Raw genomic sequence first — 24,838 nt, forward strand, 5'->3', positions numbered from 1 at the left:
CTCGCCGTCCAGTGAATCGTAGCGGCCCTGCCCGGCTTACGGCCGGCGCGGGCGCGCTACTGCGTCGCGCTCGCCGCCCGGACGACCACCTCGGCATCCAGATCGCGCTCGATGCGCACGAGGTCGTCGCGAATCGCCGCGAACTCGTTAGCCGTACACATCTGGTGGCCGAACGCGGCGCGCAGATGCCGGGTGACCTGCAGCGCGCGCGTCGCCGGATCGAACACGTAGCGCGACGCAAATGAGAGCAGCGGGTCCTCGACCGTGCTGTCGGTCGGCAGGTCCGTCACGCGCACGAAGCGCGGCAAACTCATTTCCAGCGTCTCATCGAACTCCCCGCCGATGCATGCCCACGGCTGCGTTCTGACGGGCTCCGCTAGCCACGTCTCGATCTGCGAGTTCATGCCGCCGGCGAGGCTCGTCAGCGCCGGCACCGCGGTCGTGCCGTCCGGCCAGATCAGATGCGGCACGCTGCCCTGCATCGAGGTCGCGAACGGTCCGCCGGTCACGTCGACGTCGTCGGTCTGCAACTGCGCGGTGCCATGCAAGCCCGTTTTCAGCAGACGGCTCGCGGCAATCTGCTGCGCGCCCTGGCGCGTCGCGCGTCGGAACGTGTTGCGTTCGATCTCCGCGGGATAGCCCCGGTCTTCGACGCGGTACGCGTAACGCGCGGTGCCGTTTTCATCGATGTCGATCTGCACGCGCGCGTTGCGTTCGTGCCGCTGAGTGGTCGGCGTGCGCGCGAGCACGCCATCGCCGACGAGCAGCACCGGCCGGTCCATCACGCCGCCAGGCAGATAGCCGAACGCGGTGCCGCCCGCTGTCGTGTCCGCGAATTGCGCCAGCTCGGGAATCCAGATGATCGCGTGATTGATCGCGCTCGCGCCGTAGCCCGGCACCTCGGGCAGCGTGTAGTACGGGCCGAGATTCAGCAGCACCGGCTCGCTGCGAATGCCGACCGCCGCGAGCAACGCACCGTATAGCGCGACGTGGTCCTTGCAGTCGCCGTAGCGGTTGCGCAGGATATCGGCCGCCTTGTGCGGAATCGCCGCCGTCTCGCCGAGAAAAAGTGCGACGTAGCGGATGTTCAGACGCATCCAGTCGTATAACACGCGGGCTTTGTCGCGCGGATCACTGAGGCCGGCCGTCAGTTGCTGAGCGAGACTGACGATCGCCGGATCGTCGCGGGTCGCGTCGTTGTCGGCGGGACCGCGATAGCGCTCGGCGAAGCTCGCGAAGTCCGGCACCGTCGACACCATCAGCCGGTCGCCCCAATTCGCATAGCCGACCGCGCCCGCTTCGACGCGCGGATACGGGCCGTGCCGATAGTCGAACTCGTAGCGGGTGCGCCCGTTCGCGGTGACGGGCGGCACCGCGACGTAGCCGCGTGCATCCGTATAGAGCGGCACGTCGGCGGGCAGATCGAAGATCAGACGCTGCTCGTCGACGGGCTCGAGCGACGGCTCGACCAGATAACCGAAGGTGCCCACCTGCAGCGGCTTCGCGCGGGTCTTGCGAAACGCCAGATGCACGCGCGAGCCGGTCGTGACGCCGGGGAAGATCACCGTGCGCAATACCCCGTCCTCGAAGCTCGGCGCGCCGGACGAGCGCGGCTCCTGCACGTCGCGGATCGCTTCGGGACCGACCGCATGGGCGGTGCCGTCAGGGTCGATCGTCTCGGCGGCCAGCAGTTGCACCTGCTCGATGTCCTTGTTGAACCACACATAGCGTTGCGCGATCGCGTCGACGCCGCTCGCCGTGTCGGCGCGCATCACGGTGTCGTCGTGTTCCTCGATGGAGCCGTCTTTCTGGATCACGAACAAATGCACGTCGCGCTCGATCGTCGCAGGAGCGCGTTCGTTGGCGGAGGTGGCGATTTCGGCGGCGATCGCGCAAAGGGGCAACGCGATGCCGCTCGCGGCCGTCAGCGCCGCAAGCAACGCGGCGGCGCGCACGCTTCGCGTGAGCGCGCCGATGCATGCGGCGACCCTGCGCGCGCGCGTCATGAACGACGCACCCCGCTCCACGCGCGCCGCTCGTGGCACGCAAGCCCGATCTCCACGATCGATACGTGCGCCAACGTAACGACGATGTTCTCCAAGATCCACCTCGGCAAGATTCGTGTCGTCGTTGTAGCACATCGCCGGCCCGCGCGTTTCGGGCCGGGCCGGCGTGAATCGCGATCACTCGCCGTCGTCGAGCTGGCTCAGCAGCGCCTGCAGCTTTTCCACGTGCCGCAGCAGCATGTGCCGGTGCTTGTCGATCTGTTCGAGCCGCCCCTCCAGGTCGGCCTGAATGCGGTCGTCGAGCTCGGCCGCGGCCATGACGTCCTCGACCTTCGCACGCATCGACGCGAGTTCGACCGGCGCATGCAGCAGATGCCGCTCGAAGCGCCGCACTTCCTGCGTCGCGACATCGCGTACCTTGCGAAAATGCACATGACGGCGGTGCGCTTCGACATCGAGCGTTTCTTCCTCGACGCGACGCGCGGGCCCCGGCTGCCCAAAGATCGGCTCGGGCCGCAGCACGGTCTTCTTGCGCACCGGATGCGCGGTGCCGCGAAAGCGCGCGAGCGGCTGCTCGTTGTCGATCGCCTCGCGCGCATTCGGCGGAATCTCGTGACCGCTGTGCGGCACGTTCATCCAGCCGCCCGGCAAGCCGGTGACCGCCTCGACGCCGCGCACGAATTCCTCGCTGAATTCGCGCTGGCCGGACAGCATCAGCTTCAGATAGCTCGCGGAAAACGTCATCATGCGCGCGAGCCGGCTCGCGGCGCCAACCTCGCTGGTCAGCAACACCAGGTTCGCGCGCCAGACTGGCAGCAGCAATTCGTCGGAATCTTCCATCGCTGGGTCTTCCATCTTTTCGCCTGATGAATCGATGACCGCGTCGCGCATGTCATCGTTTTGAAAGGGTAGTCGTCTGGCGGTGTCGCGTGCAATGCCGCTGCGCCGCCTTGCTTGCGGTGAGGCCCCGATACCGAAGGTACACGTATGACACGGCAGGCACCGGCCAATTCAGCGCAAAGCACGCTAAAACAGGGCTTACAACACATCGCGTGTTGCATTGACACACGCAATTGCGCACCGTTCCTATCCGCGTCCCTTCGATGTGGCATGCTTACACGCCGATGCGGCACGCGTCGTGCTGCATTGGTCGCTCCACAACATTGACTTAAGGGTTTTGTAATGAAGAAAATCGTTCTCGCCATCGCCGCAGCCGTCGCTACCCTGAGCGCGATCGCTCCCGCTCAAGCTTATGAACATCACCACGAGTGCCATAAGGTGAAGGTTCATCATCACTGGGAAAAGCGCTGCCACTGATGGCGGTGAAACCGTGTCCAAGGACGCGGTGCACATAAAAAGCCCCGCTTTCGCGGGGCTTTTTTTTTCATGGCGCGCCGCGTCGTGAAACAGCCGGCGCACGATACGCTGTGCGCGCTCGACGCCCAAACCATTCCATATGATCGCGCCGATGTGCAATCACGGACACAAGCTGTTACACCTTCGCGATCCGCTAAGCGATGCACGCCGACGGGGCCTGCGAGGCACCCGTCAGGACACCTCTGCGTCAGGCGGCTTTCACGCGAGCGAGCGCCGTCGTCACCAGCGCTTCGAGCAGCGGCGCGACCTTCGCGGCGAGGGCTTCATCGTACGCATAAGGCAAGCGCTCTTCCATGTACGTGATCTGCGACAGTTCGAGTTGCACCGCATGCACACCCTCTTCGGGCTGGCCATATTGGCGCGTGATATAGCCTCCCTTGAAGCGGCCGTTCGCGACCGCCGTATAGCCGCCGTGGCGTTCGACCAGCGCGGCCAGTTCGTCAGCTAGTCCCGGCGCCGCGCTCGCACCGTTCGACGTGCCGAAGTTGAAGTCCGGCAGACGTCCGTCGAAAAAACGCGGCACGCGCGAGCGGATCGAATGCGCTTCCCACAGCAGCACCTTGCCGTGCTTCGCCTTCAGCGCCGCGATCTCGCCGGTGAGCGCGTCGTGATACGGCTTCCAGTACGCGTCGCGACGGCGCGCGACTTCGGCGTCGTCGGGCAGATGGCCGTCGCGATAGAGCGGCTCCTTGTCGAACGTATCGACCGGCAAGAGACCCGTGGTGTCCTGCCCCGGGTACAGATTCGCGCCGTCGGGCGGACGGTTCAGGTCGATCACGTAGCGCGCGTAGGTCGGTGTGAGGAACGACGCGCCGAGAACCTTCGCGAATGCGTAGAGGCGATCGAGATGCCAGTCGCAATCGTCGGTGCGTTGCGCGACAGGCGTCATCGTCGCGGCAATGTCGGCGGGGATTTGCGTGCCCAGATGCGGGATCGAGATCAGTAGCGGCAGGCTTCCCTGATGCAGCGAGAAAACCGGCGTGAGGTTCGAAGCAGTCATGTCAGTCCGGAATCAGTGGGATCGGAGAATCGGTTCGGCGCTGATCGGCGTTATTTGAGCAGTTCCGCGAACGCCGCGCGATAGCGCGCATATGCGCGCTCTTCGTCGCGATGCCGGCGCTCGTCGACAACCTTGATGCCGCCCGCATAGACGTCGCGGATCGGCGTATCGCCGTGCTCGCAGAATACAACGCCCGACAGCCACGCTTCTCGCTCGTGCTCGGCGATGCTTGGATGATCGGCGTCGAGCACGAGCCAGTCCGCGCGATGGCCGGGCTGCAACGCACCGACCGCGCGGCCGGTTGCGCGCGCGCCGCCGTCGAGCGCAGCCGCATACAGGCGGTCCGCGACATGCGGAGCCTGCGCCGACGCCAGCACGTTGCGCTGCCGGCGCGTCAGACGCTGGCCGTATTCGAGCAGACGCAATTCGGCGCGCCAGTCGACGCCGATATGGCTATCCGAGCCGACGCCGATGCGGCCGTGCGCATCGAGATAGTCGTACGCCGGGAAAATGCCGTCGCCGAGATTGGCCTCGGTGGTCAGACACAAACCGGCGACCGCGCCGCTCTTCGCGAGCGCGAGCGTTTCGTTCGCATCGACATGGGTCGCGTGCACGAGACACCAGCGGCTGTCCACGTCGAAACGATCGAGCAGCCATTGCACCGGCCGCGCGCCTTCGGTTTCGATGCACGCGTCGACCTCGGCAGTCTGTTCGGCGATATGGATATGCACGGGCGCGCTCGCGTCGATGCCGTCAAGCAGCGCGCGCAACGATGCGTCCGATACCGCGCGCAGCGAATGCGGCGCCACACCGTAACGCAGTGCCGCATGTTCGGGGCGCGCGGCGCGCAGCGTGCCGAGCAGATCGAGCAGGCTCTCCGGCGTATTGATGAAGCGCCGCTGATCGTCGCGCGGCGCCTGCGCGCCGAAGCCGCTGTACTGATACAGCACCGGCAGCATCGTCATGCCGATACCGCTCGCCGCTGCCGCATCGACCACGCGCTGCGCCAGCTCGGCCTGATTCGCGTAGCGCTGGCCGTCCTGCGCGTGATGCACGTAGTGGAACTCGCACACCGACGTATAGCCCGCCTTCAGCATTTCGATGTAAAGCCACTGCGCGACGCTCGCGAGGCCTTCCGGCGTGATGCGCGCGGCGAAGCGATACATCAGGTCGCGCCACGACCAGAAGTTATCGGTCGCGTTGGCGCGATATTCGGTGAGCCCAGCCATCGCGCGCTGAAACGCGTGCGAGTGAAGGTTGGGCATGCCTGGCATCAGCGGGCCGGCCGCTTTCGGCACACCGGCCGGCGCTCCGGGTTGATCCGGCGTGACGGCGCTCAGCGTGCCGCGCGCGTCCCATTCGAGCAGCACGTTGCGGCGCCAGCCCTCGGGCAGATACGCGTCGGCGGCGAACAGCGATTGATTGGATTGCGTCATCTCTCAGGTTCTAGTTCGGGTTCAGGTCACACTCGACCCGCGCCGCGTAAACGGTTTCGCCCGCGCGCACGACGCGCGCGCACAACGGCCGGCCAATCCAGTAAGCGAGCTCGGCCAGCGAATCGACCGACCACACCGCGAAGTCGGCCGCGCGACCCACCTGCAGCGCACCGTGCTCCCCGGCTTTGCCGAGCGCGCGCGCCGCATGCGTCGTGACGCCTTGCAGCGCCTCGGGCACGGTCATGCGAAACAACGTGCTCGCCATGTTCATCATCAGCAGCAACGAAGTCGCCGGCGACGTGCCCGGGTTGCTGTCGGTCGAAATCGCGATCGGCACCTCGTAGCGCCGCAGCAGTTCGAGCGGCGGCAACTGCGTCTCGCGGATGAAGTAGTACGCGCCCGGCAGCAGCACCGCGACGGTGCCCGCTTCCTTCATCGCGGCGACGCCGGCTTCGTCGAGAAACTCCAGGTGATCCGCCGACAGCGCGCGATGCCGCGCCGCGAGCGCGGCGCCGCCGGCGTTTGACAACTGCTCGGCGTGCATCTTGACCGGCAGTTGGTAGCGCGCGGCCGCGTTGAACACACGCTCGCTTTGCTCCAGCGAAAAACCGATGCGCTCGCAAAACACATCGACCGCATCGACGAGGCCTTCGTCCGCGAGCGCGGGCAGCATCGTGTTGCAGACTTCGTCGATATACGCGTCGGCGCGGCCCGCGAATTCGGGCGGCAGCGCGTGCGCGCCGAGAAACGTCGTATAGACCGTGACCGGATAGCGCTCGCCCAGTTGTCTCGCGACGCGCAGCATCTTGCGCTCGCTCGCGAGATCGAGACCGTAGCCCGATTTGATTTCGATCGCCGTCACGCCCTCGGCGAGCAGCGGTTCGAGCCGCGCCGCCGCTTGCGTGAACAGCGAAGCTTCGTCCGCCGCGCGCGTCGCACGCACCGTCGACACGATGCCGCCGCCCTGTCGCGCGATTTCTTCGTAGCTGACGCCCGCGAGCCGCTGCGCGAATTCGTCGGCGCGCTGGCCGCCATACACGAGGTGCGTATGACAATCGATCAGGCCCGGCGTCACCCACGCGCCGCGCAGATCTTCGCGCGGCCATCCGGCGTATTGCGCGGGTAACTCGGAGAGAGCGCCGAGCCACGCGATGCGGCCGTCTTCGACGGCGATCGCGGCATCGGCGAGCGTGTGGCGAGGATCGCCCTGCGGGCACAAATTCAGGTGATGCCAGACGGTTTGCTTCATCGGCTCTTTGCCGCTCGTTGCGTGTCTGTGGATTGGTTGGCCGTGATGGAGCGCATGCAATGCCTCATCACGTATGAATCGTCATCGCGTGTAGCGGATCGTGATGGCGAGCAACGCGCCGTCGCCCGTTAGCGTGCAAGCGAGCGCGCTCGGCCCGTCGACGCGCAGCGCGTCACCGGTGTCGAGCCGGACCGCTTGCGCGTGGTCCGCCGTCAACGCGACCGTGACCGCGCCGCCCGCGCAAAACAGCAGCGCCACGTCGCCATCGAGCACGCGCCGCTCATTCTGCTTTGCGCCGACACGCCACACGTCCAACTCGCCCTGCGCCACGTCACGGCGCACCATCAGGTTGAAGTCGCGCGTCGCGCCATCGACGAGCTGCGCGTCGATGCGCGTCTCGCCGCTAAAGCGCGCCAGATCGAGCGGCTGTCGCAACACATGCGTGTTGACGACGCCCGCATCGCCCAGCTCATCGAGCAGCATGCCCGCGCCCGATAGCAACACGAGCGTCCGGTCGACGCCGTCGAAGCGCGAGAACGGCCCAGCCTGCGCGACCTCGGCGACGCTCACGCGCCACACGAAGTCGGCGCTCGCCGCGCCCTGCCCGCCGCGTGGCGACGGAAACGCCGCGACCTCGCGCGTGACGCCGCCGCCGTTTTTCCACGGCGCCGCCACGAGCTCGGCGCCGCGAATCAGCGTGACGTTTGCGATGTCGCCCGCGTGGTGGGCCTGGATCACGATCAGCGGCCCAGCATCGGCAGATTGAGGCCAGCCTCGCGCGCCGTTTGCTGCGCGAGTTCATAGCCCGCATCCGCGTGACGCATCACGCCGGTGGCCGGATCGTTCAGCAGCACACGACCGAGGCGCTGGTGCGCGGCTTCGGTGCCGTCCGCGACGATCACGACGCCCGAGTGCTGCGAGAAGCCCATGCCGACGCCGCCACCGTGATGCAGCGACACCCACGATGCACCGCCCGCGGTATTGAGCAGCGCGTTCAGCAGCGGCCAGTCGCTGACCGCGTCCGAGCCGTCCTTCATCGATTCCGTTTCGCGGTTCGGGCTCGCGACCGAACCGGTGTCGAGATGATCGCGGCCGATCACGATCGGCGCCTTCAGCTCGCCGTTCTTGACCATTTCGTTGAACGCCTGGCCGAGACGATAACGATCCTTCACGCCGACCCAGCAAATCCGCGCCGGCAAGCCCTGGAACGCGATGCGTTCGCGCGCCATGTCGAGCCAGTTGTGCAGATGCGGATCGTCGGGGATCAGTTCCTTGACCTTCGCATCGGTCTTGTAGATGTCCTCGGGGTCTCCCGACAGCGCGACCCAGCGGAACGGGCCCTTGCCTTCGCAGAACAGCGGGCGGATATACGCCGGCACGAAGCCGGGGAAATCGAACGCGTCTTCGACGCCCATTTCGAGCGCCATCTGACGGATGTTGTTGCCGTAGTCGAGCGTGGCCGCGCCGCGTTCCTGCAGCGTCAGCATCGCCTGCACCTGCCTCGCCATCGACTGCTTGGCCGGCGTGACGATGCTGTCCGGCGCGGTCTTCTGACGCTCGCGCCAGTCTTCCACCGTCCAGCCCTGCGGCAGGTAGCCATGGATCGGATCGTGCGCGCTGGTCTGGTCGGTCACGCAGTCCGGCGTGATGCCGCGCGCGACGCACTCGGCGAACACATCCGCGGCGTTGCCGAGCAGGCCGACCGAGATCGGCTTGCCGGCCTTCTTCGCTTCGTCGATCATCGCGAGCGCTTCATCGAGCGTCTTCGCTTTCCTGTCGACGTAGCGCGTCTTCAGACGGAAGTCGATGCGCGTCTCGTCGCATTCGACCGCGATCATCGAGAAGCCCGCCATCGTCGCCGCGAGCGGCTGCGCGCCGCCCATGCCGCCGAGGCCGCCGGTCAAAATCCAGCGGCCCGCAGGCTCCCCGTTGAAGTGCTCGTTCGCGACCGCGAAGAAGGTCTCGTAGGTGCCCTGCACGATGCCTTGGCTGCCGATGTAGATCCAGCTGCCCGCGGTCATCTGGCCGTACATCATCAGGCCCTTGCGATCGAGTTCATGGAAGTGTTCCCAGGTCGCCCAATGCGGCACGAGGTTCGAATTCGCGAGCAGCACGCGCGGCGCGTCCGCATGCGTGCGAAACACGCCGACCGGCTTGCCCGATTGAATCAGCAGCGTTTCGTCTTCGTTCAAATCCTTCAGCGACGCGAGGATCTGGTCGAAGCAATCCCAGTTGCGCGCGGCACGGCCGATGCCGCCGTACACGACGAGCGCGTGCGGATGCTCGGCGACTTCGGGGTCCAGATTGTTCTGGATCATCCGGTACGCGGCTTCCGCGATCCAGGTCTTGCAGGTCTTTTCCGCGCCGCGCGGTGCGCGGATCGTGCGAGTCGGATCAAGACGCGGATCGATGTGTTTCGGATTGTTCATGGTGTCCCTCGGAATGCGTGACGATGTTCGATAAAGATTCGGCGAAGACGCAAAAGCGCGAAAAAGCGCGAAAAAGCGAATTCAGAAATGCCCAGTGAAGCGGTAACGGGTGCCCGGGTGCCACAGGTTCGCGATCGAAGCGACCGCGCCTTGCGACCACGTGCGCCGGTGCAGCACCAGACACGGCTCGCGTTCGCTCATGTTCAACAGCTCGCGCGTGATGTCGTCGGCGGCGAGCGCCTCGATGCGGTACTCGACGCGCTGCAGCGGCGCGACGCGCATGAGGTACTGGTTCGGCGTGGTGTTCGTGAAGTCCTGCAGCCCGTATTCGGGCGCGACGGCCGGATTGACCCAGCGTTCTTCGAGCTGCACCGGCTCGTCGTTTTCGAAATGCAGCAGACGCGAATGAAACACGGGGCTGCCCGCGCTCACCTGGATCTCTTCGGCGAGCGCCGCGTCGGCGATGCTGGCGCCGATGTTCAGCACCTTCGCCTGATAGCGGTGACCGCGCGCGACGATTTCATCGGAGATGCTGCGGATCGCCACCAGGGTGGACTCGTACTTGGGCCGGGCGACGAACGTGCCCGAGCCTTGTACGCGTGTCAGCACCTGCTCCGAGGTCAGCTCGCGCAACGCGCGGTTGACCGTCATGCGCGCAACGCTGAACTCGCGCGCAAGCTCGTTTTCGGAGGGCACCTGATCGCCTTCGGCCCATTCGCCCGCGTGGATGCGCGCGAGGATGAAGTCCTTGATGCCCTGATAAGCGGGTGCGTTCATTGTTTCGATCCGCGCTCTCGACGACTCATTGTTCCGACACGAACGAGAACGGGCTCAGCTTCGCGACCGCGCCTGCCTGCACGAGCTTCGTGACCGCCGCGATATCCGGTGCGAAGTAGTGGTCGAGCTCGTAGTGCGCGACGTCCTTGCGCACGAGGTCCATCACCTTCTGCAAGCTCGGGCCGGTCTTGTGCGGTGCGCGCAGATCGACGCCCTGAGCGGCGGCGAGCAGTTCGATCGACAGGATGTTCGCGGTGTTGTCGGCGATATCGCCGAGCTTGCGCGCGGCGAACGTCGCCATCGACACGTGGTCTTCCTGGTTCGCCGAAGTGGGCAGCGAATCCACCGAGGCCGGATGCGCGAGCGTCTTGTTCTCCGACGCGAGCGCGGCAGCCGTCACGTGCGCGATCATGAAGCCCGAGTTCACGCCGCCATCCTTGACGAGGAACGGCGGCAGGCCCGACAGCGTCGCGTCGATCAGGAGCGCGATGCGGCGCTCGGCGAGCGCGCCGATTTCCGACGCGGCGAGCGCAAGGTTGTCCGCCGCGAACGCGACCGGCTCGGCATGGAAGTTGCCGCCCGACAGCACTTCGCCGGTGTCCGGGAAAATCAGCGGATTGTCGGAAACCGCGTTCGCTTCTGTCAGCAGCGTTTCGGCGGCCTGACGCATCTGGTCGAGACACGCGCCCATCACCTGCGGCTGGCAGCGCAGGCTGTACGGGTCCTGCACCTTGTCGCAATCGGCGTGCGACACGTTGATCGCCGAGCCTTGCAGCAGCGAGCGATAAGCCGCGGCCGCGTCGATCTGGCCTTGATGGCCGCGCAGTTCGTGGATGCGCGCATCGAACGGCTTGACCGAGCCCATCGCCGCATCGACCGACAGCGCGCCGGCGACGAGCGCCGTGCGGAACAGGTCTTCGATCGCGAACATGTTGTAGAGCGCGAGCGCGGTCGACGCCTGCGTGCCGTTCAGCAGCGCGAGACCTTCCTTCGCCTGCAGCGTCATCGGCTTCAGGCCGACGAGCGCGAGACCTTCGGTGGCCGGCATGCGCTCGCCCTTCGCGAACACTTCGCCGACGCCGAGCAGGATCGCCGACATATGCGCGAGCGGCGCGAGGTCGCCCGAGGCGCCAACCGAGCCCTTGACCGGAATCACCGGCAGCACGTCGGCGTTGAACAGCGCGATCAGCGCTTCCATCACTTCGCGGCGGATGCCCGAGTGGCCGCGGCCGAGGCTCGACAGCTTAAGCGCGATCAGCAAACGCACGACCGGGCGCGACATCGGCTCGCCGACGCCGACCGCGTGCGACAGCACCAGATTGCGCTGCAGCAGTTCGAGCTGATCGCGCGGGATGTGCGTGCTGGCAAGGCGGCCAAAGCCGGTGTTGATGCCATAAGCCGGCTCGCCCTTGGCGGTGATGTCGGCGACTGCCTGCGCGCACGCGTCGATGGCGGCGTGGCTCGCGGGATCGAGTTGCAGGGTGACCTGCTCGCGTGCGATCTGGCGCAGTTGCGGGAGGGTCAGGTAGCCGGGCTTCAGAATCATGGTTGTCGTCCTGTCTATACAAGTTCAAATAAGTCTAGCCGGCGAGTCTTGTATATACAACTTCTTTTTCGAGATTTCCTGCCTGGGGATTTCCATTATTTGCGGCGTGGTTCGGTGCGGAATCGGCAAGTTTGGCCGTGGGTCGCATGCGGCGGAGGCGGGGCGCATGGGTCGGCGTGGGCTCGGCGGCCGAACCCACAGTTGTATATACACCTTCGCGGCGCGGCTCGGCCGATATCTGAGTTATAGGAGAGAAGGCGCCGCGACGCGGATCAGAGCTTGACCCGCGCCGCGATGAAATCGAGGAAGCACTGCACACGCCCCGCGAGCGATGCGCTCTGGTAGTACACCGCATGCACCGGCTGCCGTTCGTCGACGAGCAGGTTACCGAGAATCGGTACGAGGCGGTTGTCGCGCACGTCGGCGGCAGTCATGAAGTCGGCCAGACAGGCGATGCCCCAGCCGCTCAGCGCCAGTTGCCGCAAGGTTTCGCCGCTCGATGCGGTGATCGACGGTTCGATCTTCAGCAGCGCGGCTTCGTCCCGCGGTCCCTTGACGCGCTTCGTTCCGCGGCCCCCTTCCCTCAACGGCCAGCGATTCAGATGCTCCGGCGCCGTAAAGCCGATCAGCCGATGCGCGCGCAATGCATCGAGCGTGGTCGGCTCGCCATGCTCGGCCAGATACGCCGGGCTCGCGAGCACGCGCAGCCTGCTCTCGCCGAGCGCGCGCGCATGCAGCGTCGAATCCTGCAGCGCGCCGATCCGAATCGCGATGTCGACCTTCTGTTCGAGCAGATCGACGATCCGCTCGTTGCTGGTCAGTTCGAGCCGGATCTCCGGATACAGCGCCGAAAACGCGGTCATATGCGGCGCCACGCAATGCAGCATGAACGGCGACGCCGCATCGACGCGCAAGCGCCCCGACGGCCGTTCGCGGCGCGCGCGCGACCGACTCCTCGGCCTCTTCGAGCGCGTCGAGAATCGCGCGGGCGCGACGCAGGAACGCGTCGCCTTCCTCGGTCAGATGCAGACGCCGCGTCGTACGCCGCACCAGCGCGGTGTCGAGCTTCTGTTCGAGGCGCGTTAGCGCGCGGCTCACGCCTGAGACGGTCTGACCCAGCTTCTCGGCCGCCGCCGTGATCGAACCGCTGTCGATCACGGTGACGAATACGAGCAATTCGTCCGTGGAGGTTTTCATTATTGATTTCAAATCAAGATTGATTTGAGACTAACACGCTTTTTGCGAGAATCCGCGCGAGCGATACTGCGCACCTGTCCCAGCATTTCCCTCAGGAGAACGTCTTGAAGATTTTCGTTACTGGCGCAAGCGGTTTTATCGGCGGCTCGATCGCGGCGCATCTGGCGCGCGCCGGCCATCAGGTGCGCGGTCTGATCCGCAAGCCCGAACACAGCGCCGAGTTGCAACGGCTCGGCATCGAGCCGGTCATCGGCACGCTCGACGACCGCGCGTTGCTGATCGCCGAAGCGCAAGCGGCCGACGCGGTGATCAACGCCGCGAGCAGCGATCACGAAGGCGCGGTGCGCGCGCTGATCGACGGACTCGCGGGTTCGGGCAAGGTGTTCCTGCACACGAGCGGTTCGAGCATCGTCGGCGATGCGTCGGGCGGCGAAGCCGGTGAAGCGCGCATCTATCACGAGGACGCGCTGCCCACCCCGACCGCCGACAAAGCCGCGCGCGTCGCGATCGATCAGCTGGTGCTCGACGCCGCGCAACGCAACGTGCGCTCGGCCGTGCTGTGCAATACGCTGATCTACGGTCACGGCGCGGTGGCCGGCAGCGCGAGCGTGCAGTTGCCGCGGCTCGTGCGCCAGGCGCAAAAGAGCGGCGTCGTGCGTCATGTGGGCAGCGGCGGCAACATCTGGTCGAACGTGCATATCGACGACGTCGCCGAGCTGTATCGTCTCGCGCTCGATAAAACCCCTGCCGGCACGTTCTATTTCGTCGAAAGCGGCGAAGCGTCGTTCAGCGACATGAGCGCCGCGATCGCGCGCGCGATGAAGCTCGGCGCGCCGCAAAACTGGCCGCTCGAGGCCGCGAAACAGGAATGGGGCTACGAAATGGCCTCGTACGGTCTCGGCTCGAATAGCCGAGTGCGCGGCGAACGCGCGCGCAAGCTGCTTGGCTGGCAGCCGCGGCGCACGTCGGTGATCGAATGGATCGAACGCGACATGATGGTGCCGCAAAGCGCCGTCTGACGGGGCTTTGCGCGCTTCACGCACCGTAAACTGTGTAAGCGCGGCCGTTGCGAATCCGTAAGCTCATTTCGCTAGAATCGCGGGCACCTGACGGTGCGATTGCACCGTCGCATCCCCGCTCCGATTCGACCGATGAGCTTCGCGCTGAACTTCGACTGGCTGACCAACCTGATGGCGATTCTGTTCGTCGTCGCGTGTCTGTACGACACGCGCTACGACGAATACGGCGTTCTGACGCTGGCCGCCGCGGCGATGAGCCTCATCGTGATGGCGATGGAAATATTCCTCAAACCCGCCTTCGACATGGCGCTGTAACGAGCTTTGCAACGCTGATACAGCGCGAGGCAGCGCGCCTGCTTAGCGCGGCGCGCGCCCCTCACCCTCCGCGTCGACCCGCTTCACCGCTTCACACCGTGTACGATCCGCAGGCCGGGCACGCCGCGCGCGCGTGATCGTCGTAGCGGTCGTGATGCCTGACCCAGTCGGTCAGATTGCTCTGCTCGTTGCGGCCCTTCGGCGCGATGTCCAGCAGCGCGTAGGTGTTCACGAAGCGCTCGTCGCCGCGCGCGTAGCACGAGTACGTGTGGTACACGTCACCGTTTTCGTCCTTGTAGAACACGCTGTGGCCATGCTGTTCGTCGATGCCGACGTCCTGCTCGGTGAAGTTGTAGAACGCCTTTTTGCTCGCCAGCTGCTCGGGCGTGAACGACACGTGGTAGTCGAAATTGAAATCGCTGCCGCTCGACGACACCCACGGAAACATCCATCCCATGCGCCGCTTGAACGCGTCGATCTTCTCGAGCGGCGCGTGCGATACCGTCACATAGCTGACGTCGTGATGGACCAGATGCGTGAGAATGCCGGTCATATGGTCCGACAGGAACGAGCAGCCGACGCAGCCCTCCTCCCAGTCCGGGCCCAGCATGAAGTGATAAACGATCAGCTGGCTGCGGCCGTCGAACAGTTCGGCGAGCGTCTTGCGGCCGTCAGGCGTATCGAACGTATAAAGCTTGTCGACCTTGACCCAGGGCAATTCGCGGCGCTTGCGCGCGAGTTCGTCGCCGGCGCGCATATGCGCTTTTTCGTCGGCGAGAAGCGCGCGGCTCGCGGCCAGCCACTCTTCCCGGCTGCCGATGCGATGTTGCGGTTCCATCTGCGTCTCCTTTCCTGCGCATGCAGGACTTGACCATAAGGTTATGGTTTAGAAGCGCCGGCGCGGAAGTCAAGGACAGGTGGGCACCCAGGACCGGACAAAAAGATACGCGGCACGCCGCGGACCGAACCGCAACGCACCGCGTCAAGGTGGAGAACCACGACTACCTGCAACGAAACTCAGATCGCCCAGCCGCCGAGATAGAACCCGACCAGCACCACCGCGATCGCCACGGTGCCGACATTGAGCTTGCGATACTCGCCGCTGACGACGCGTCCGATCACGAGCGTCGCGAAGCCGAGCATGATGCCGGTCACGATGTTCGCGGTCAGCACGATGAACACCGCGCACACGAGCCCCGCCATCGCGTCGACCATGTCGTCCATATGCAGCTTGCTGACGTTCGACAGCATCAGCAGCCCGACGTACATCAGCGCGGGCGCGGTCGCGTACGAAGGCACCAGCGCGGCGAGCGGCGAGAAGAACATCACGACCAGGAACAGCAGACCGACGACCGCCGCCGCCATCCCGGTCTTCGCGCCCGCCGCGACCCCGACCGTCGATTCGATATACGCGGCCGCCGGCGCGCCGCCGAGCAGGCCCGAGAAGATCGAGCTCAGCGAATCGGCGGTCAGCGCGCGGCCGCCGTTGATGATGCGGCCGTTCTCGTCGAGTTGTCCCGCCTGACCGGCGACCGCGCGGATCGTGCCGGTCGCGTCGAACACGGCGGTCATCACGAGTGCGAGCACGCTCGGCAGCACCGCCATCGACAGCGCGCCTTTCACGTCCATCGCGCCGATCAGCGACGCATGACCCGGCGCGCTCAACGACGGCACCGCGAAGACGCCGTGGAACGCGACGGCCGGATCGATCGCGAGCCCGATCGCCGAGATCGCGACGATCACGATCAGGATCGAGCCCGGCACGCGCCGCCGCACCAGCCCGAAGATCGCGGCGAGTCCGGCGACCGACATCAGCGCCGGCAACGCCGTGATATTGCCGAGCGACACCGGCAGCCCCGCGCCCGGATTCTTGACGACGAGGCCGACGTCGTTCGCGGCGATCAGCAGCAGGAACAGGCCGATGCCGATGCCGGTGCCGTGCGCGATGCCGGTCGGCAGATTGCGCAGAATCCACGAGCGCACGCCGGTCACCGAAATCGTCGTGAACACGACGCCCATCAGGAACACCGCGCCGAGCGCGACGTTCGGATGCAGGCCCTTGCCGAGCACGAGGCCGAACGCGGTGAATGCGGTCAGCGAGATCGCGCAGCCGATCGCGATCGGCAGACGCGCCCACACGCCCATCAGCAGCGAGCCGAACGCCGTGGTCAGACACACGGCGACGAACACCGCGCTGGTGTCGAAGCCCGCCTTGCCGAACATGCCCGGCACGACGAATACCGAATAAACCATCGCTAGGAAGGTCGTGATGCCCGCGACGATCTCCTGGCGCTGCGTGCTGCCGCGCGCGGAAATGTCGAAGTAGCGGTCGAGCAAGCCCTTACCGCGCAATGATCCGGTGTCGAAGGATTCGCTCGCGACGTCGGAATTCGCGAGGGCCTGGGGTTCCATCATGATGAGTGCCTCCTTTATCAGCGCGCTGAAACGGCCGCCAGCGCGGCCGTCATCAGGTTCGTCTCGTGGATTTGTTGGTGTGGGTAACGCTTTTCTGAGTCGAAATGTAGGTGAAGAGAACTATGCGTCCAATCGCATGTATGGCATGCCGGGCATGTCGCGCGACTTATAACTTTTGCGTGACGGTCGCTCGCGCTAGCGCTGCGCGCGTTTACACCTACGGCATTCGAGCGGCCGCGAAACGCGCCGCACCCGCTTCGGTGATCGCGTTGCAGGCACGCGCCGTGCAGCGCAATATCGGCAGAGCATCGGCGAAACGCCTGCAAGCCCGTCCGCGAAAGCCTGTCCGCGCGGCAGCGCAGGTTAAACTCTGGGCCGTACCCCATTCCAACCGCGGCGGCTCATCGCGCCCGTCCGCACCTGCCCGTGGAGTTTTTCCTGATGACTGGCGGTTTTCCGCGCCCCGCCGGGCGCCTGCCGATTGTCCCGATTGGACCGCTTGGATCGCTTCGCCCGCTCGATTCGCCTGATTCGCTAGAGATGCTTCGACTTTTCCGCTGGCTATGCACCGTGGCCGCGCTGTTCGCGCTCGCCGCGCTGTCCGGTTGCAGCAGCCTGCTGTGGGGTACGCAGCAGGCGCCGATCGTCGACGCGCGGGTGATGCCGGTCGAGCCGGCCAGCGCGCCGGTCGCCGCTTCCGCGCCCGAGCCGGTCGAGACCGAGACGAACGAAGGGCCCGAGGAGCCGAAGAAGCCGAAGAAGCCGGTCGTCAAGCCGCACAAGGTCGAGCCGCCGCCGCCCGTCGTCGCGCCGGCTCCGCCGCCGCCCCCGCCACCGCCGCCGCTGATCGTGCTGCGCACGATCGAGCGCAGCGACGCGCGCACGCTGCTCGACAGCCAGGTGCAGAAGCCCGACGGCAAGGTGGTCGGCCGCGCGGTCGACATGACCACCGACGCGGCCGGCAAGCCGCGCGAGATGGTCGTCAATCTGCAGGGCTTTCTCGGCGTCGGCGATCGCAAGGTGAACTTCCCGTGGGGCACGTTCCACTTCACGCCGACCGCGAAGGGCGCGCCGATCACGCTGACGGCGACGGCGGTGCCGGCCGCCGCGAACAAGACGAACGCGCTGGAGCTGGCGCTGCTCGATGCGACCGTCGAGCGCGCGAACGGCGCGAAGGTGGGCCGCGTGGTCGACGTGCTGATCGACGGCAACGCGCAGCCGCAGGCGGTCGTGCTCGACGTGAGCGGCACCGTCAGCACCGACCGGCGCACGATCGCCGCGAACTGGTCGGCGCTGCGCTTCGTCACGCGCGACAAGGAGCTGCATCCGCAGCTCGATCTGAGCGACGCGCAGATCAACGCGACGCCGCCCTATGTGGCCGACAAGCCGATCCGCGCGGTGTCGCCCGCGCCGCCCCCCGGTCCGCCGGCGCAGCCTGCCGCGAGCGCCGCGCCGGCGAGCTCGGCGCCGCCGGCGGCGTCGGCCGTCGCGGTTTCCAACGCACGGGCGGTGCGATGACGGTCCGCACTCAGGTCACGGCGCGAAGTCTGCGCGCGCTCGATTGGCTCAACTTCTTCGTCGCCAATGTGCAGACGGGCTTCGGGCCGTTCATCGCGTCGTATCTCGCGTCGCACAAGTGGACCCAGGGCGAGATCGGCATGGTGCTCTCGGTCGGCACGATCAGCGCGATGGTCAGCCAGGTGCCCGGCGGCGCCGCGGTCGACGCACTGCGCAACAAGAAAGCGGCGGCCGCGTGGGCGATCACCGCGATCATCCTGAGCGCGATGCTGCTCGCGATGAGCCCGACCGTGCTGCCGGTGATCGCCGCCGAGGTGTTCCACGGCTTCGCGAGCTGCATGCTGACGCCGGCGCTCGCGGCGATCTCGTTCGCGCTGGTGGGTCGCGCGAATCTCGGCGACCGGCTCGGCCGCAATGCGCGCTGGGCGTCGATCGGCAGTGCGGTAGCGGCCGGTCTGATGGGTCTGTTCGGCGAGTACTACTCGCCGCGCGCGGTGTTCTTTCTGACCGCCGGTCTCGCGGTTCCCGCGCTGATCGCGCTATCGATGATCCAGCGCACCGACACGATCGAGCTGCCGCAAGCGCTGCCCACCCCTGAGCAGCTCGAGCGGCGCGAAAGCCTGCGCGAGCTGCTGCGCGACCGGCGCATGCTGCTGTTCGCCGCGTGCATCGTGCTGTTCCATCTGTCGAACGCGGCGATGCTGAACCTCGCAGCCGGCGAAGTGACGGCCGGCATGGGCGACAACGTGCAGCTCGTGATCGCGGCGTGCATCATCGTGCCGCAGGCGATCGTCGCGATGATGTCGCCGTGGGTCGGGCGCTCGGCCGAACGCTGGGGCCGCCGGCCGATCCTGCTGCTCGGCTTCTCCGCACTGCCGCTGCGCGCGCTGCTGTTCGCGGGCATCAGCAGCCCTTATCTGCTCGTGCCGGTGCAGATGCTCGACGGCTTGAGCGCCGCGGTGTTTGGCGTGATGCTGCCGCTGATCGCCGCCGACGTCGCCGGCGACAAGGGCCGCTACAACCTGTGTATCGGCCTGTTCGGACTCGCGGCCGGCATCGGCGCGACGCTGAGCACGACCGCGGCGGGCTTCGTCGCCGATCGTTTCGGCAACATGGTGAGCTTCTTCTGCCTCGCGGCGGCCGGTGCGCTCGCGGTGCTGCTGGTGTGGGCGGCGATGCCCGAGACGCGCGTGGCGGCGACCAGCAACGGCGATGGCAATGGCGCGGCGGTGCCTGGGCGGGGGAAGTCGGCGGCGCGGTGAGTCGCGTCAGGTGTATCAGTCGGGGCGTGAACTGACGGTCACAGTCAGTTCACGCCGCAAGCAGGCAATCGTGATTGAACCCAACCTGGGCGGCAAGGTTCATGGCTGTCCGGAACGTGACGAAACAAGGCTGCGGCTCCCCTTCTTGCAAACCTCACGGTTCCCCTCTGAAGGCTTCACTGCAAGGGGCACCGATGGGCTCGTCTCGACTGCTTCTCAGGGGAAGATCGGGGTCGTCGGCTCCGCACCTTCGAGATCGGCCTTCGGAAAATGATGCGCGACCATCTGCTCGATCTCCTGTTCGCGCGATCCAGGCACGTCGGCCATGATCAGGATCTGGCCGTCACGTATGGCGCCGCGAAAGCGCTCGAGTCGTGCGTTCGGTTCGTCGACGCCGATCATCGTGGCCGTCCAGGCCCCGAAGCCGGCACCTGTCAACGTCAATGCGACGACGGCTCCGCCCGCAATGGTGAGCCCCGCGGGAGGAAACACCAGTGCCACGAGGCCGAGAAGCGCGCCGGTCGCACCGCCGAGCGCCACGCCGCGTTCGAGCGAGTGCACGACGTCGCTGCTTTGCAGTAAGGATGCCTCGGGTAACTGTTCGAGTGCGACACTGTGATTCGCGAGGACATGGATATGTCGCCATGTGATCCGCGCCCGCAGCAAGTCGTCTACGATCGCCTTCGCCGTCGTCGTGTCAGGTACGAGGAAATAAAGACGTCTCATGTCGGCTCTCCATCGATCAAGGAGTCCCTCAACGGGTCATGCTGTTTATCGTACCCCTGCCGCGTGCCATCAGGAGGCGTAGGTGGCCTGGGAAATCGATGCAGGAGGCGGCCGTTTTGCATTGCATCGCAGCAAGCGACTCCTCCATTCATCCGCTCATACATGGGGCGCGCTTCCCCCTTGCGCAGCCTTGCACGATGCAAAGGAGAGGACTACCTTTGGTCTAAAGACGTGCCGGCGCGGACAGTACCGAAGTACGGCAAGGCGGCGCCGACGCCTGGAGCCTTTTGTTAGCGGCTCCCAGCGAGTGACGCGCAGCGAGGTGACCTATGTCGCTTGCGATTGCCCTGTTCCTGATCATCGTATTGGCGGTGGGGTTTCACTTTGCCAGCCCGTGGTGGACCACGCCGATCGCTTCGAACTGGGTGCGCATGGACGACATGCTGACGATCACGCTCGTCATTACCGGCGTGTTCTTCATCGCGATCAACCTGTTCATCGTGATCGCATTGCTGCGCTACCGCCACCGCAGGGGTCATCGCGCTGTTTACGAGCCGCACAACAGGCGCCTGGAATGGTGGCTGATCGGCCTGACCTCGGTAGGCGTGGCAGCGTTGCTGGCACCGGGACTCTTCGTCTACGCGGACTACGTACGGCCGCCGCGCAACGTGCTGCAGATGGAAGTGTTCGCCCAGCAATGGCAATGGCGCTTCCGCTTTGCCGGCCCCGGCGGCAAGCTGGGCACGACGGACGTGCGCTACATCAGCAACGACAACCCCTTCGGCATGAACCCCGGCGACCCCAACGGCCGTGACAACTACCTGATCGAGACACCCGAGGTGCACCTGCCGTTGAACCGGCCGATCCAGGTCCTGACACGGTCGCGCGACGTGCTGCATGACTTCTACGTACCGCCGTTCCGCGCGCGCATGAACATAGTGCCCGGCATGGTGACCACCTTCTGGTTCACGCCGACCAGGGCCGGGCGTTATGACATCCTGTGCGCGCAGCTTTGCGGTCTCGGGCACGCCAACATGCGCGGCGTGGTGGTGGTAGAAGACGAAGCATCGTTCTCGCGTTGGTTGGCGCAGCAGAGCACGTTCGCGCAGCAGCAGGCCAGGGTGCAGGCCGCAACCGCCGCTGCAGGCGGCGGCGCCCAGGCGCTCGCTAACCAGGGCAAGACGCTCGCGGAGGCCAAGGGCTGCTTCGCCTGCCATACCGTGGACGGCAGTCCGCGCGTGGGCCCCACCTGGAAGGGCCTGTACGGCAAGACCGAAACGATGGCCGACGGCAGCACCGCGAAGGTGGACGAAGCGTATCTGCGCGCCTTCATCCGCAACCCGACGGCCCGCGTCGTGAAGGGCTTCGCACCCATCATGCCGAAGTTCGACCTGAGCGAGCAGGAGCTGACCACGCTGGTGACCTACATCCAATCGCTAGGCGGCTCGGCCGCCACCAGCGCAGCCCAACCCTAGCGGAGCAGACGCAATGACCTACGCGCACCCCGAACACGGCCCGCAAAGCTTCTGGACCCGGTATGTCTGGAGCCAGGACCACAAGGTCATCGCCGTGCAGTACTCGCTGACGGCCATCGCCATCGGCCTGGTCGGCCTTGTCCTGTCGAACCTGATGCGCTTGCAGCTCGGCTTTCCGGGCAAGTTCAGCTTCATCGACGCCAACCACTACTACCAGTTCGTCACCATGCACGGGATGATCATGGTGATCTACCTGCTGACGGCGCTGTTTCTGGGCGGCTTCGGCAACTACCTGATTCCGCTGATGCTGGGCGCGCGCGACATGGTGTTCCCGTTTCTCAACATGCTGAGCTACTGGGTCTACCTGCTGGCCGTGCTGGTGCTGGTGTCGAGCTTCTTCGTGCCAGGCGGGCCGACCGGCGCGGGCTGGACGCTGTATCCACCCCAGGCGATCCTGCCGGGCACGCCGGGCGTGGAATGGGGCATCGTGTTGATGCTGGTGTCGCTGGCGATCTTCATCGTCGCGGCAACGATGGGCGGCTTGAATTACGTCACCACCACGCTGCAGGCGCGCACGCGCGGCATGACGCTCATGCGCATGCCGCTCACGGTGTGGGGCATCTTCACGGCGACCATTCTGGCGCTGCTGGCGTTTCCGGCGCTGTTCGTGTCGGCGGTGATGATGCTGCTCGACAGAACACTCGGCACCAGCTTCTTTGTGCCGGCCGTGGTGTCGATGGGGCAGACGCTCAAGCATGCCGGCGGCAGCCCGCTGCTGTTCCAGCACCTGTTCTGGTTCTTCGGGCATCCGGAGGTCTACATCGTCGCGCTGCCAGCCTTTGGCATCGCATCGGACCTGATCAGCACGCACGCGCGCAAGAGCATCTTCGGCTACAAGATGATGGTGTGGGCGATCGTCGCCATCGGTGCGCTGAGCTTCGTGGTCTGGGCGCACCACATGTTCATCGCCGGCATGAATCCGTACTTCGGCTTCTTCTTTGCCACGACCACGCTCATCATCGCCGTTCCGACCGCTCTCAAAGTCTATAACTGGGTGCTGACGCTGTGGCGCGGCGATATCCACCTGACCGTGCCGATGCTGTTTGCCATCGGCTTCATCAGCACCTTCGTCCTGGGCGGGCTAACCGGGCTCTATCTCGGCAACGTGAGCGTGGACATTCCGCTGTCGAACACGTACTTCGTGGTGGCGCACTTCCATATGGTGATGGCCGTGTCGCCGATCCTGGTGGTGTTTGGCGGCATTTACCATTGGTATCCGAAGGTGACGGGCCGCATGCTCAACGACACGATCGGGCGCGTGCACTTCTGGGTTACCTTCGTCGGCACCTATGCGATCTACTTCCCAATGCACTATCTCGGCATCCTCGGCATGCCGCGGCGGTATTACCAGTATGAGGGCTACAGCTTCATTCCACATTCGGCGCAGACGCTCAACACGTTCATCACCGTCGTTGCGCTGATCGTTGCGGCGGCGCAGTTGCTGTTCCTGTACAACCTGGCGTGGAGTCTCGCGCGCGGCAAGCGTGCCGACGGCAACCCGTGGCGGGCCACCACGCTGGAATGGCAGACGCCGCAAACGCCGCCCGTGCACGGCAACTGGGGCGCCGCGCTGCCCGTCGTCTACCGCTGGGCGTACGAATACAGCCCGCCGGGGCACGAGGAAGACTTCGTCCCGCAAAACCAGCCGCCTGAGACGGCGCCTGAACCGGCACCGGCCCACCCGACGCTGCAACCCGGCGAGGCAAGCGAATGACTACACTGCGCCGCTCCTTCGTTCCTGACACGCCACCTGTGTTGCCGAATGCGAGCCGCATCGGCCTGATCATCTTCATGGCGGTGGCAACGACATTGTTTTCACTGCTGCTGCTCGCCTATGCGATGCGCATGCGCGAGCCCGACTGGCAGCCGATCCCGCATCCGGCTCTGCTGTGGTGGAACACCGGCGCGCTGGTGCTGGCAAGCATCGCCATGCAGCGCGCCCGGCGGATTACCATGCACCGCGCGGCATGGCTGCTGTTCGGCGGTGTGCTCGCGGCCGTGTTCGTGATCGGACAACTGACCGCGTGGCGCATGCTGTCGGCGGCGGGGCAGACTGTCGCCGTCAATCCTTCCAATAGCTTCCTCTACCTGCTCACCGGCCTGCACGGGTTGCATGTGCTGGGCGGGCTGGTGGCCTGGGCCGTGACGATCGCGCGTCTGCAGCGTGGGAACCCGTTCCGGACCCAGCGTGCCATCGCGCTGTGCGCCATCTACTGGCATTTCCTGCTGGCTGTCTGGCTCGTGCTGCTGGCGGCGATGTGGTGGATCACCCCTGGGTTCGTCGCCGCCATCTGCGGGCCGCTGTATGGAGCTGCGCCATGACCACGCCCACGCTCCCGACCGAATCCGCTGTCACCCCGCCCACCGACGCCGGGCCTGACGGCTGGCGCGGCATCGTCACCGACTGGTCGGCCGACCGCCAGGCCTTCAAGGTGCCGTGGGGCAAGGCGATGATGTGGATCTTCCTGCTGTCGGACACCTTCATCTTCAGCAGTTTCCTGATCGGCTACATGACGGTGCGCATGTCGACCACCGTGCCGTGGCCCGACCCTTCCAAGGTGTTCGGGCTCACTGTCTTCGGCGTGGATGTGCCCTTGCTGCTGATCGCCATCATGACGTTCGTCCTGATCAGCAGCAGCGGCACCATGGCGATGGCTGTCAACTTTGGCTACCGGCGCAACGCCAGGCGCGCCGCCCAACTGTTGCTGGCGACCGCGCTGCTGGGCGCGACCTTCGTGTCGATGCAGGCCTTCGAATGGACCAAGCTGATCGTCCATGAAGGTATCCGCCCCTGGGGTAACCCGCTGGGCGCGGCGCAGTTTGGCGCGTGCTTTTTCATGATCACCGGGTTCCACGGCTTTCACGTGAGTTGCGGCGTGATCTACCTGCTGCTGATAAGACGCAAGATCCTGCAGCCGGGGTTCACCGAGCACGGCAACTTCCAGATCGTGGAGATTGCCGGCTTGTACTGGCACTTCGTCGACCTGGTGTGGGTGTTCATCTTTGCGCTGTTCTATTTGTGGTGAGGCAG

The 24,838-nt window shown here is 65.8% G+C and carries 21 protein-coding genes and 1 pseudogene; 9 read left to right on the plus strand and 13 right to left on the minus strand.

Features of this window, described 5'->3' with window-relative positions:
* Positions 1–56: 56 nt before the first annotated feature.
* Together QFZ94_RS24435 and QFZ94_RS24440 are read right to left on the minus strand one after the other, a co-directional pair.
* Positions 57–2,006: a DUF3857 domain-containing transglutaminase family protein gene (locus QFZ94_RS24435; protein WP_429461907.1), complete on the minus strand. Its 1,950-nt coding sequence runs from the start codon at positions 2,004–2,006 to the stop codon at positions 57–59.
* A gap of 177 nt (positions 2,007–2,183) precedes the next feature.
* A complete protein-coding gene (locus QFZ94_RS24440; protein ID WP_026228072.1) occupies positions 2,184–2,846 on the minus strand; it encodes a hypothetical protein in 663 nt (220 codons plus the stop codon).
* A 342-nt stretch (positions 2,847–3,188) separates the two neighbouring features.
* On the opposite strand from QFZ94_RS24440, the gene QFZ94_RS24445 reads away from it, so the two are divergent.
* Positions 3,189–3,323, plus strand: a complete 135-nt coding sequence (locus tag QFZ94_RS24445; RefSeq protein WP_013089067.1) for a hypothetical protein — start codon at positions 3,189–3,191, stop codon at positions 3,321–3,323.
* Between the two features lie 247 nt (positions 3,324–3,570).
* On the opposite strand, the gene hutG is transcribed toward QFZ94_RS24445, so the two are convergent.
* The 8 genes and pseudogenes from hutG to QFZ94_RS24485 form a co-directional block, all read right to left on the minus strand.
* On the minus strand, positions 3,571–4,383 hold the full coding sequence (gene hutG / locus QFZ94_RS24450; RefSeq protein WP_410851902.1) for an N-formylglutamate deformylase: 813 nt from the start codon (positions 4,381–4,383) through the stop codon (positions 3,571–3,573).
* Positions 4,384–4,433: 50 nt separating this feature from the next.
* Positions 4,434–5,819 carry a formimidoylglutamate deiminase gene (locus tag QFZ94_RS24455; RefSeq protein WP_429460161.1) on the minus strand — a complete coding sequence of 462 codons (1,386 nt, stop codon included), beginning with the start codon at positions 5,817–5,819 and terminating at the stop codon, positions 4,434–4,436.
* A gap of 10 nt (positions 5,820–5,829) precedes the next feature.
* Positions 5,830–7,068: an imidazolonepropionase gene (hutI, locus tag QFZ94_RS24460; RefSeq protein ID WP_429460163.1), complete on the minus strand. Its 1,239-nt coding sequence runs from the start codon at positions 7,066–7,068 to the stop codon at positions 5,830–5,832.
* 81 nt (positions 7,069–7,149) lie between these two features.
* Complete coding sequence (locus tag QFZ94_RS24465) at positions 7,150–7,806, minus strand: HutD/Ves family protein (RefSeq protein WP_429460165.1); 657 nt, start codon at positions 7,804–7,806, stop codon at positions 7,150–7,152.
* Positions 7,807–7,808: 2 nt separating this feature from the next.
* Positions 7,809–9,497 (minus strand): urocanate hydratase, encoded by a 1,689-nt coding sequence (gene hutU, locus QFZ94_RS24470; protein ID WP_368585547.1) that lies wholly within the window; start codon positions 9,495–9,497, stop codon positions 7,809–7,811.
* An 81-nt stretch (positions 9,498–9,578) separates the two neighbouring features.
* A complete protein-coding gene (gene hutC, locus QFZ94_RS24475; protein ID WP_368585546.1) occupies positions 9,579–10,274 on the minus strand; it encodes a histidine utilization repressor in 696 nt (231 codons plus the stop codon).
* Positions 10,275–10,299: 25 nt separating this feature from the next.
* Positions 10,300–11,820: a histidine ammonia-lyase gene (gene hutH / locus QFZ94_RS24480; protein ID WP_429460169.1), complete on the minus strand. Its 1,521-nt coding sequence runs from the start codon at positions 11,818–11,820 to the stop codon at positions 10,300–10,302.
* 272 nt (positions 11,821–12,092) lie between these two features.
* Positions 12,093–13,017: pseudogene (locus QFZ94_RS24485) on the minus strand (LysR substrate-binding domain-containing protein).
* Positions 13,018–13,121: 104 nt separating this feature from the next.
* On the opposite strand from QFZ94_RS24485, the gene QFZ94_RS24490 reads away from it, so the two are divergent.
* Positions 13,122–14,036, plus strand: a complete 915-nt coding sequence (locus QFZ94_RS24490) for an NAD-dependent epimerase/dehydratase family protein (protein ID WP_429460171.1) — start codon at positions 13,122–13,124, stop codon at positions 14,034–14,036.
* Positions 14,037–14,168: 132 nt separating this feature from the next.
* Complete coding sequence (locus QFZ94_RS24495) at positions 14,169–14,351, plus strand: hypothetical protein (RefSeq protein ID WP_368585542.1); 183 nt, start codon at positions 14,169–14,171, stop codon at positions 14,349–14,351.
* 91 nt (positions 14,352–14,442) lie between these two features.
* Here the strand turns inward: QFZ94_RS24495 and QFZ94_RS24500 are convergent, their stop codons facing one another.
* Both QFZ94_RS24500 and QFZ94_RS24505 read right to left on the minus strand, forming a co-directional pair.
* The gene (locus tag QFZ94_RS24500) at positions 14,443–15,189 is read right to left on the minus strand and encodes a DUF899 domain-containing protein (protein WP_429460173.1); all 747 of its coding nucleotides are present in this window, start codon (positions 15,187–15,189) and stop codon (positions 14,443–14,445) included.
* Positions 15,190–15,368: 179 nt separating this feature from the next.
* Entirely contained in the window at positions 15,369–16,766 is a 1,398-nt protein-coding gene (locus QFZ94_RS24505) for an NCS2 family permease (RefSeq protein WP_368585540.1), read from the minus strand.
* A 540-nt stretch (positions 16,767–17,306) separates the two neighbouring features.
* On the opposite strand from QFZ94_RS24505, the gene QFZ94_RS24510 reads away from it, so the two are divergent.
* Together QFZ94_RS24510 and QFZ94_RS24515 are read left to right on the plus strand one after the other, a co-directional pair.
* Positions 17,307–18,284 (plus strand): PRC-barrel domain containing protein, encoded by a 978-nt coding sequence (locus tag QFZ94_RS24510; RefSeq protein ID WP_429460175.1) that lies wholly within the window; start codon positions 17,307–17,309, stop codon positions 18,282–18,284.
* Complete coding sequence (locus tag QFZ94_RS24515) at positions 18,281–19,546, plus strand: MFS transporter (protein ID WP_368624167.1); 1,266 nt, start codon at positions 18,281–18,283, stop codon at positions 19,544–19,546. The genes QFZ94_RS24510 and QFZ94_RS24515 overlap by 4 nt, the downstream gene beginning before the upstream one ends.
* Positions 19,547–19,762: 216 nt before the next feature.
* On the opposite strand, the gene QFZ94_RS24520 is transcribed toward QFZ94_RS24515, so the two are convergent.
* A complete protein-coding gene (locus QFZ94_RS24520) occupies positions 19,763–20,272 on the minus strand; it encodes a hypothetical protein (RefSeq protein WP_013089052.1) in 510 nt (169 codons plus the stop codon).
* 329 nt (positions 20,273–20,601) lie between these two features.
* Here QFZ94_RS24520 and QFZ94_RS24525 point away from each other — a divergent pair, with 329 nt between their 5' ends.
* Genes QFZ94_RS24525 through QFZ94_RS24540 form a run of 4 tightly spaced genes read left to right on the plus strand, consistent with a single transcriptional unit; the run spans position 20,602 to position 24,833 of the window.
* Complete coding sequence (locus QFZ94_RS24525; RefSeq protein ID WP_429460178.1) at positions 20,602–21,747, plus strand: c-type cytochrome; 1,146 nt, start codon at positions 20,602–20,604, stop codon at positions 21,745–21,747.
* Between the two features lie 13 nt (positions 21,748–21,760).
* Complete coding sequence (gene ctaD, locus QFZ94_RS24530) at positions 21,761–23,521, plus strand: cytochrome c oxidase subunit I (protein ID WP_429460180.1); 1,761 nt, start codon at positions 21,761–21,763, stop codon at positions 23,519–23,521.
* A complete protein-coding gene (locus QFZ94_RS24535; RefSeq protein ID WP_429460182.1) occupies positions 23,518–24,129 on the plus strand; it encodes a cytochrome c oxidase subunit 3 in 612 nt (203 codons plus the stop codon). Before ctaD ends, QFZ94_RS24535 begins: the two co-directional genes overlap by 4 nt.
* Positions 24,126–24,833: a heme-copper oxidase subunit III family protein gene (locus tag QFZ94_RS24540; protein ID WP_176378066.1), complete on the plus strand. Its 708-nt coding sequence runs from the start codon at positions 24,126–24,128 to the stop codon at positions 24,831–24,833. The genes QFZ94_RS24535 and QFZ94_RS24540 overlap by 4 nt, the downstream gene beginning before the upstream one ends.
* Positions 24,834–24,838 lie beyond the last annotated feature (5 nt).

It is taken from the genome of Paraburkholderia sp. JPY465 (genome assembly GCF_050436725.1).
Taxonomy (GTDB): domain Bacteria; phylum Pseudomonadota; class Gammaproteobacteria; order Burkholderiales; family Burkholderiaceae; genus Paraburkholderia; species Paraburkholderia youngii.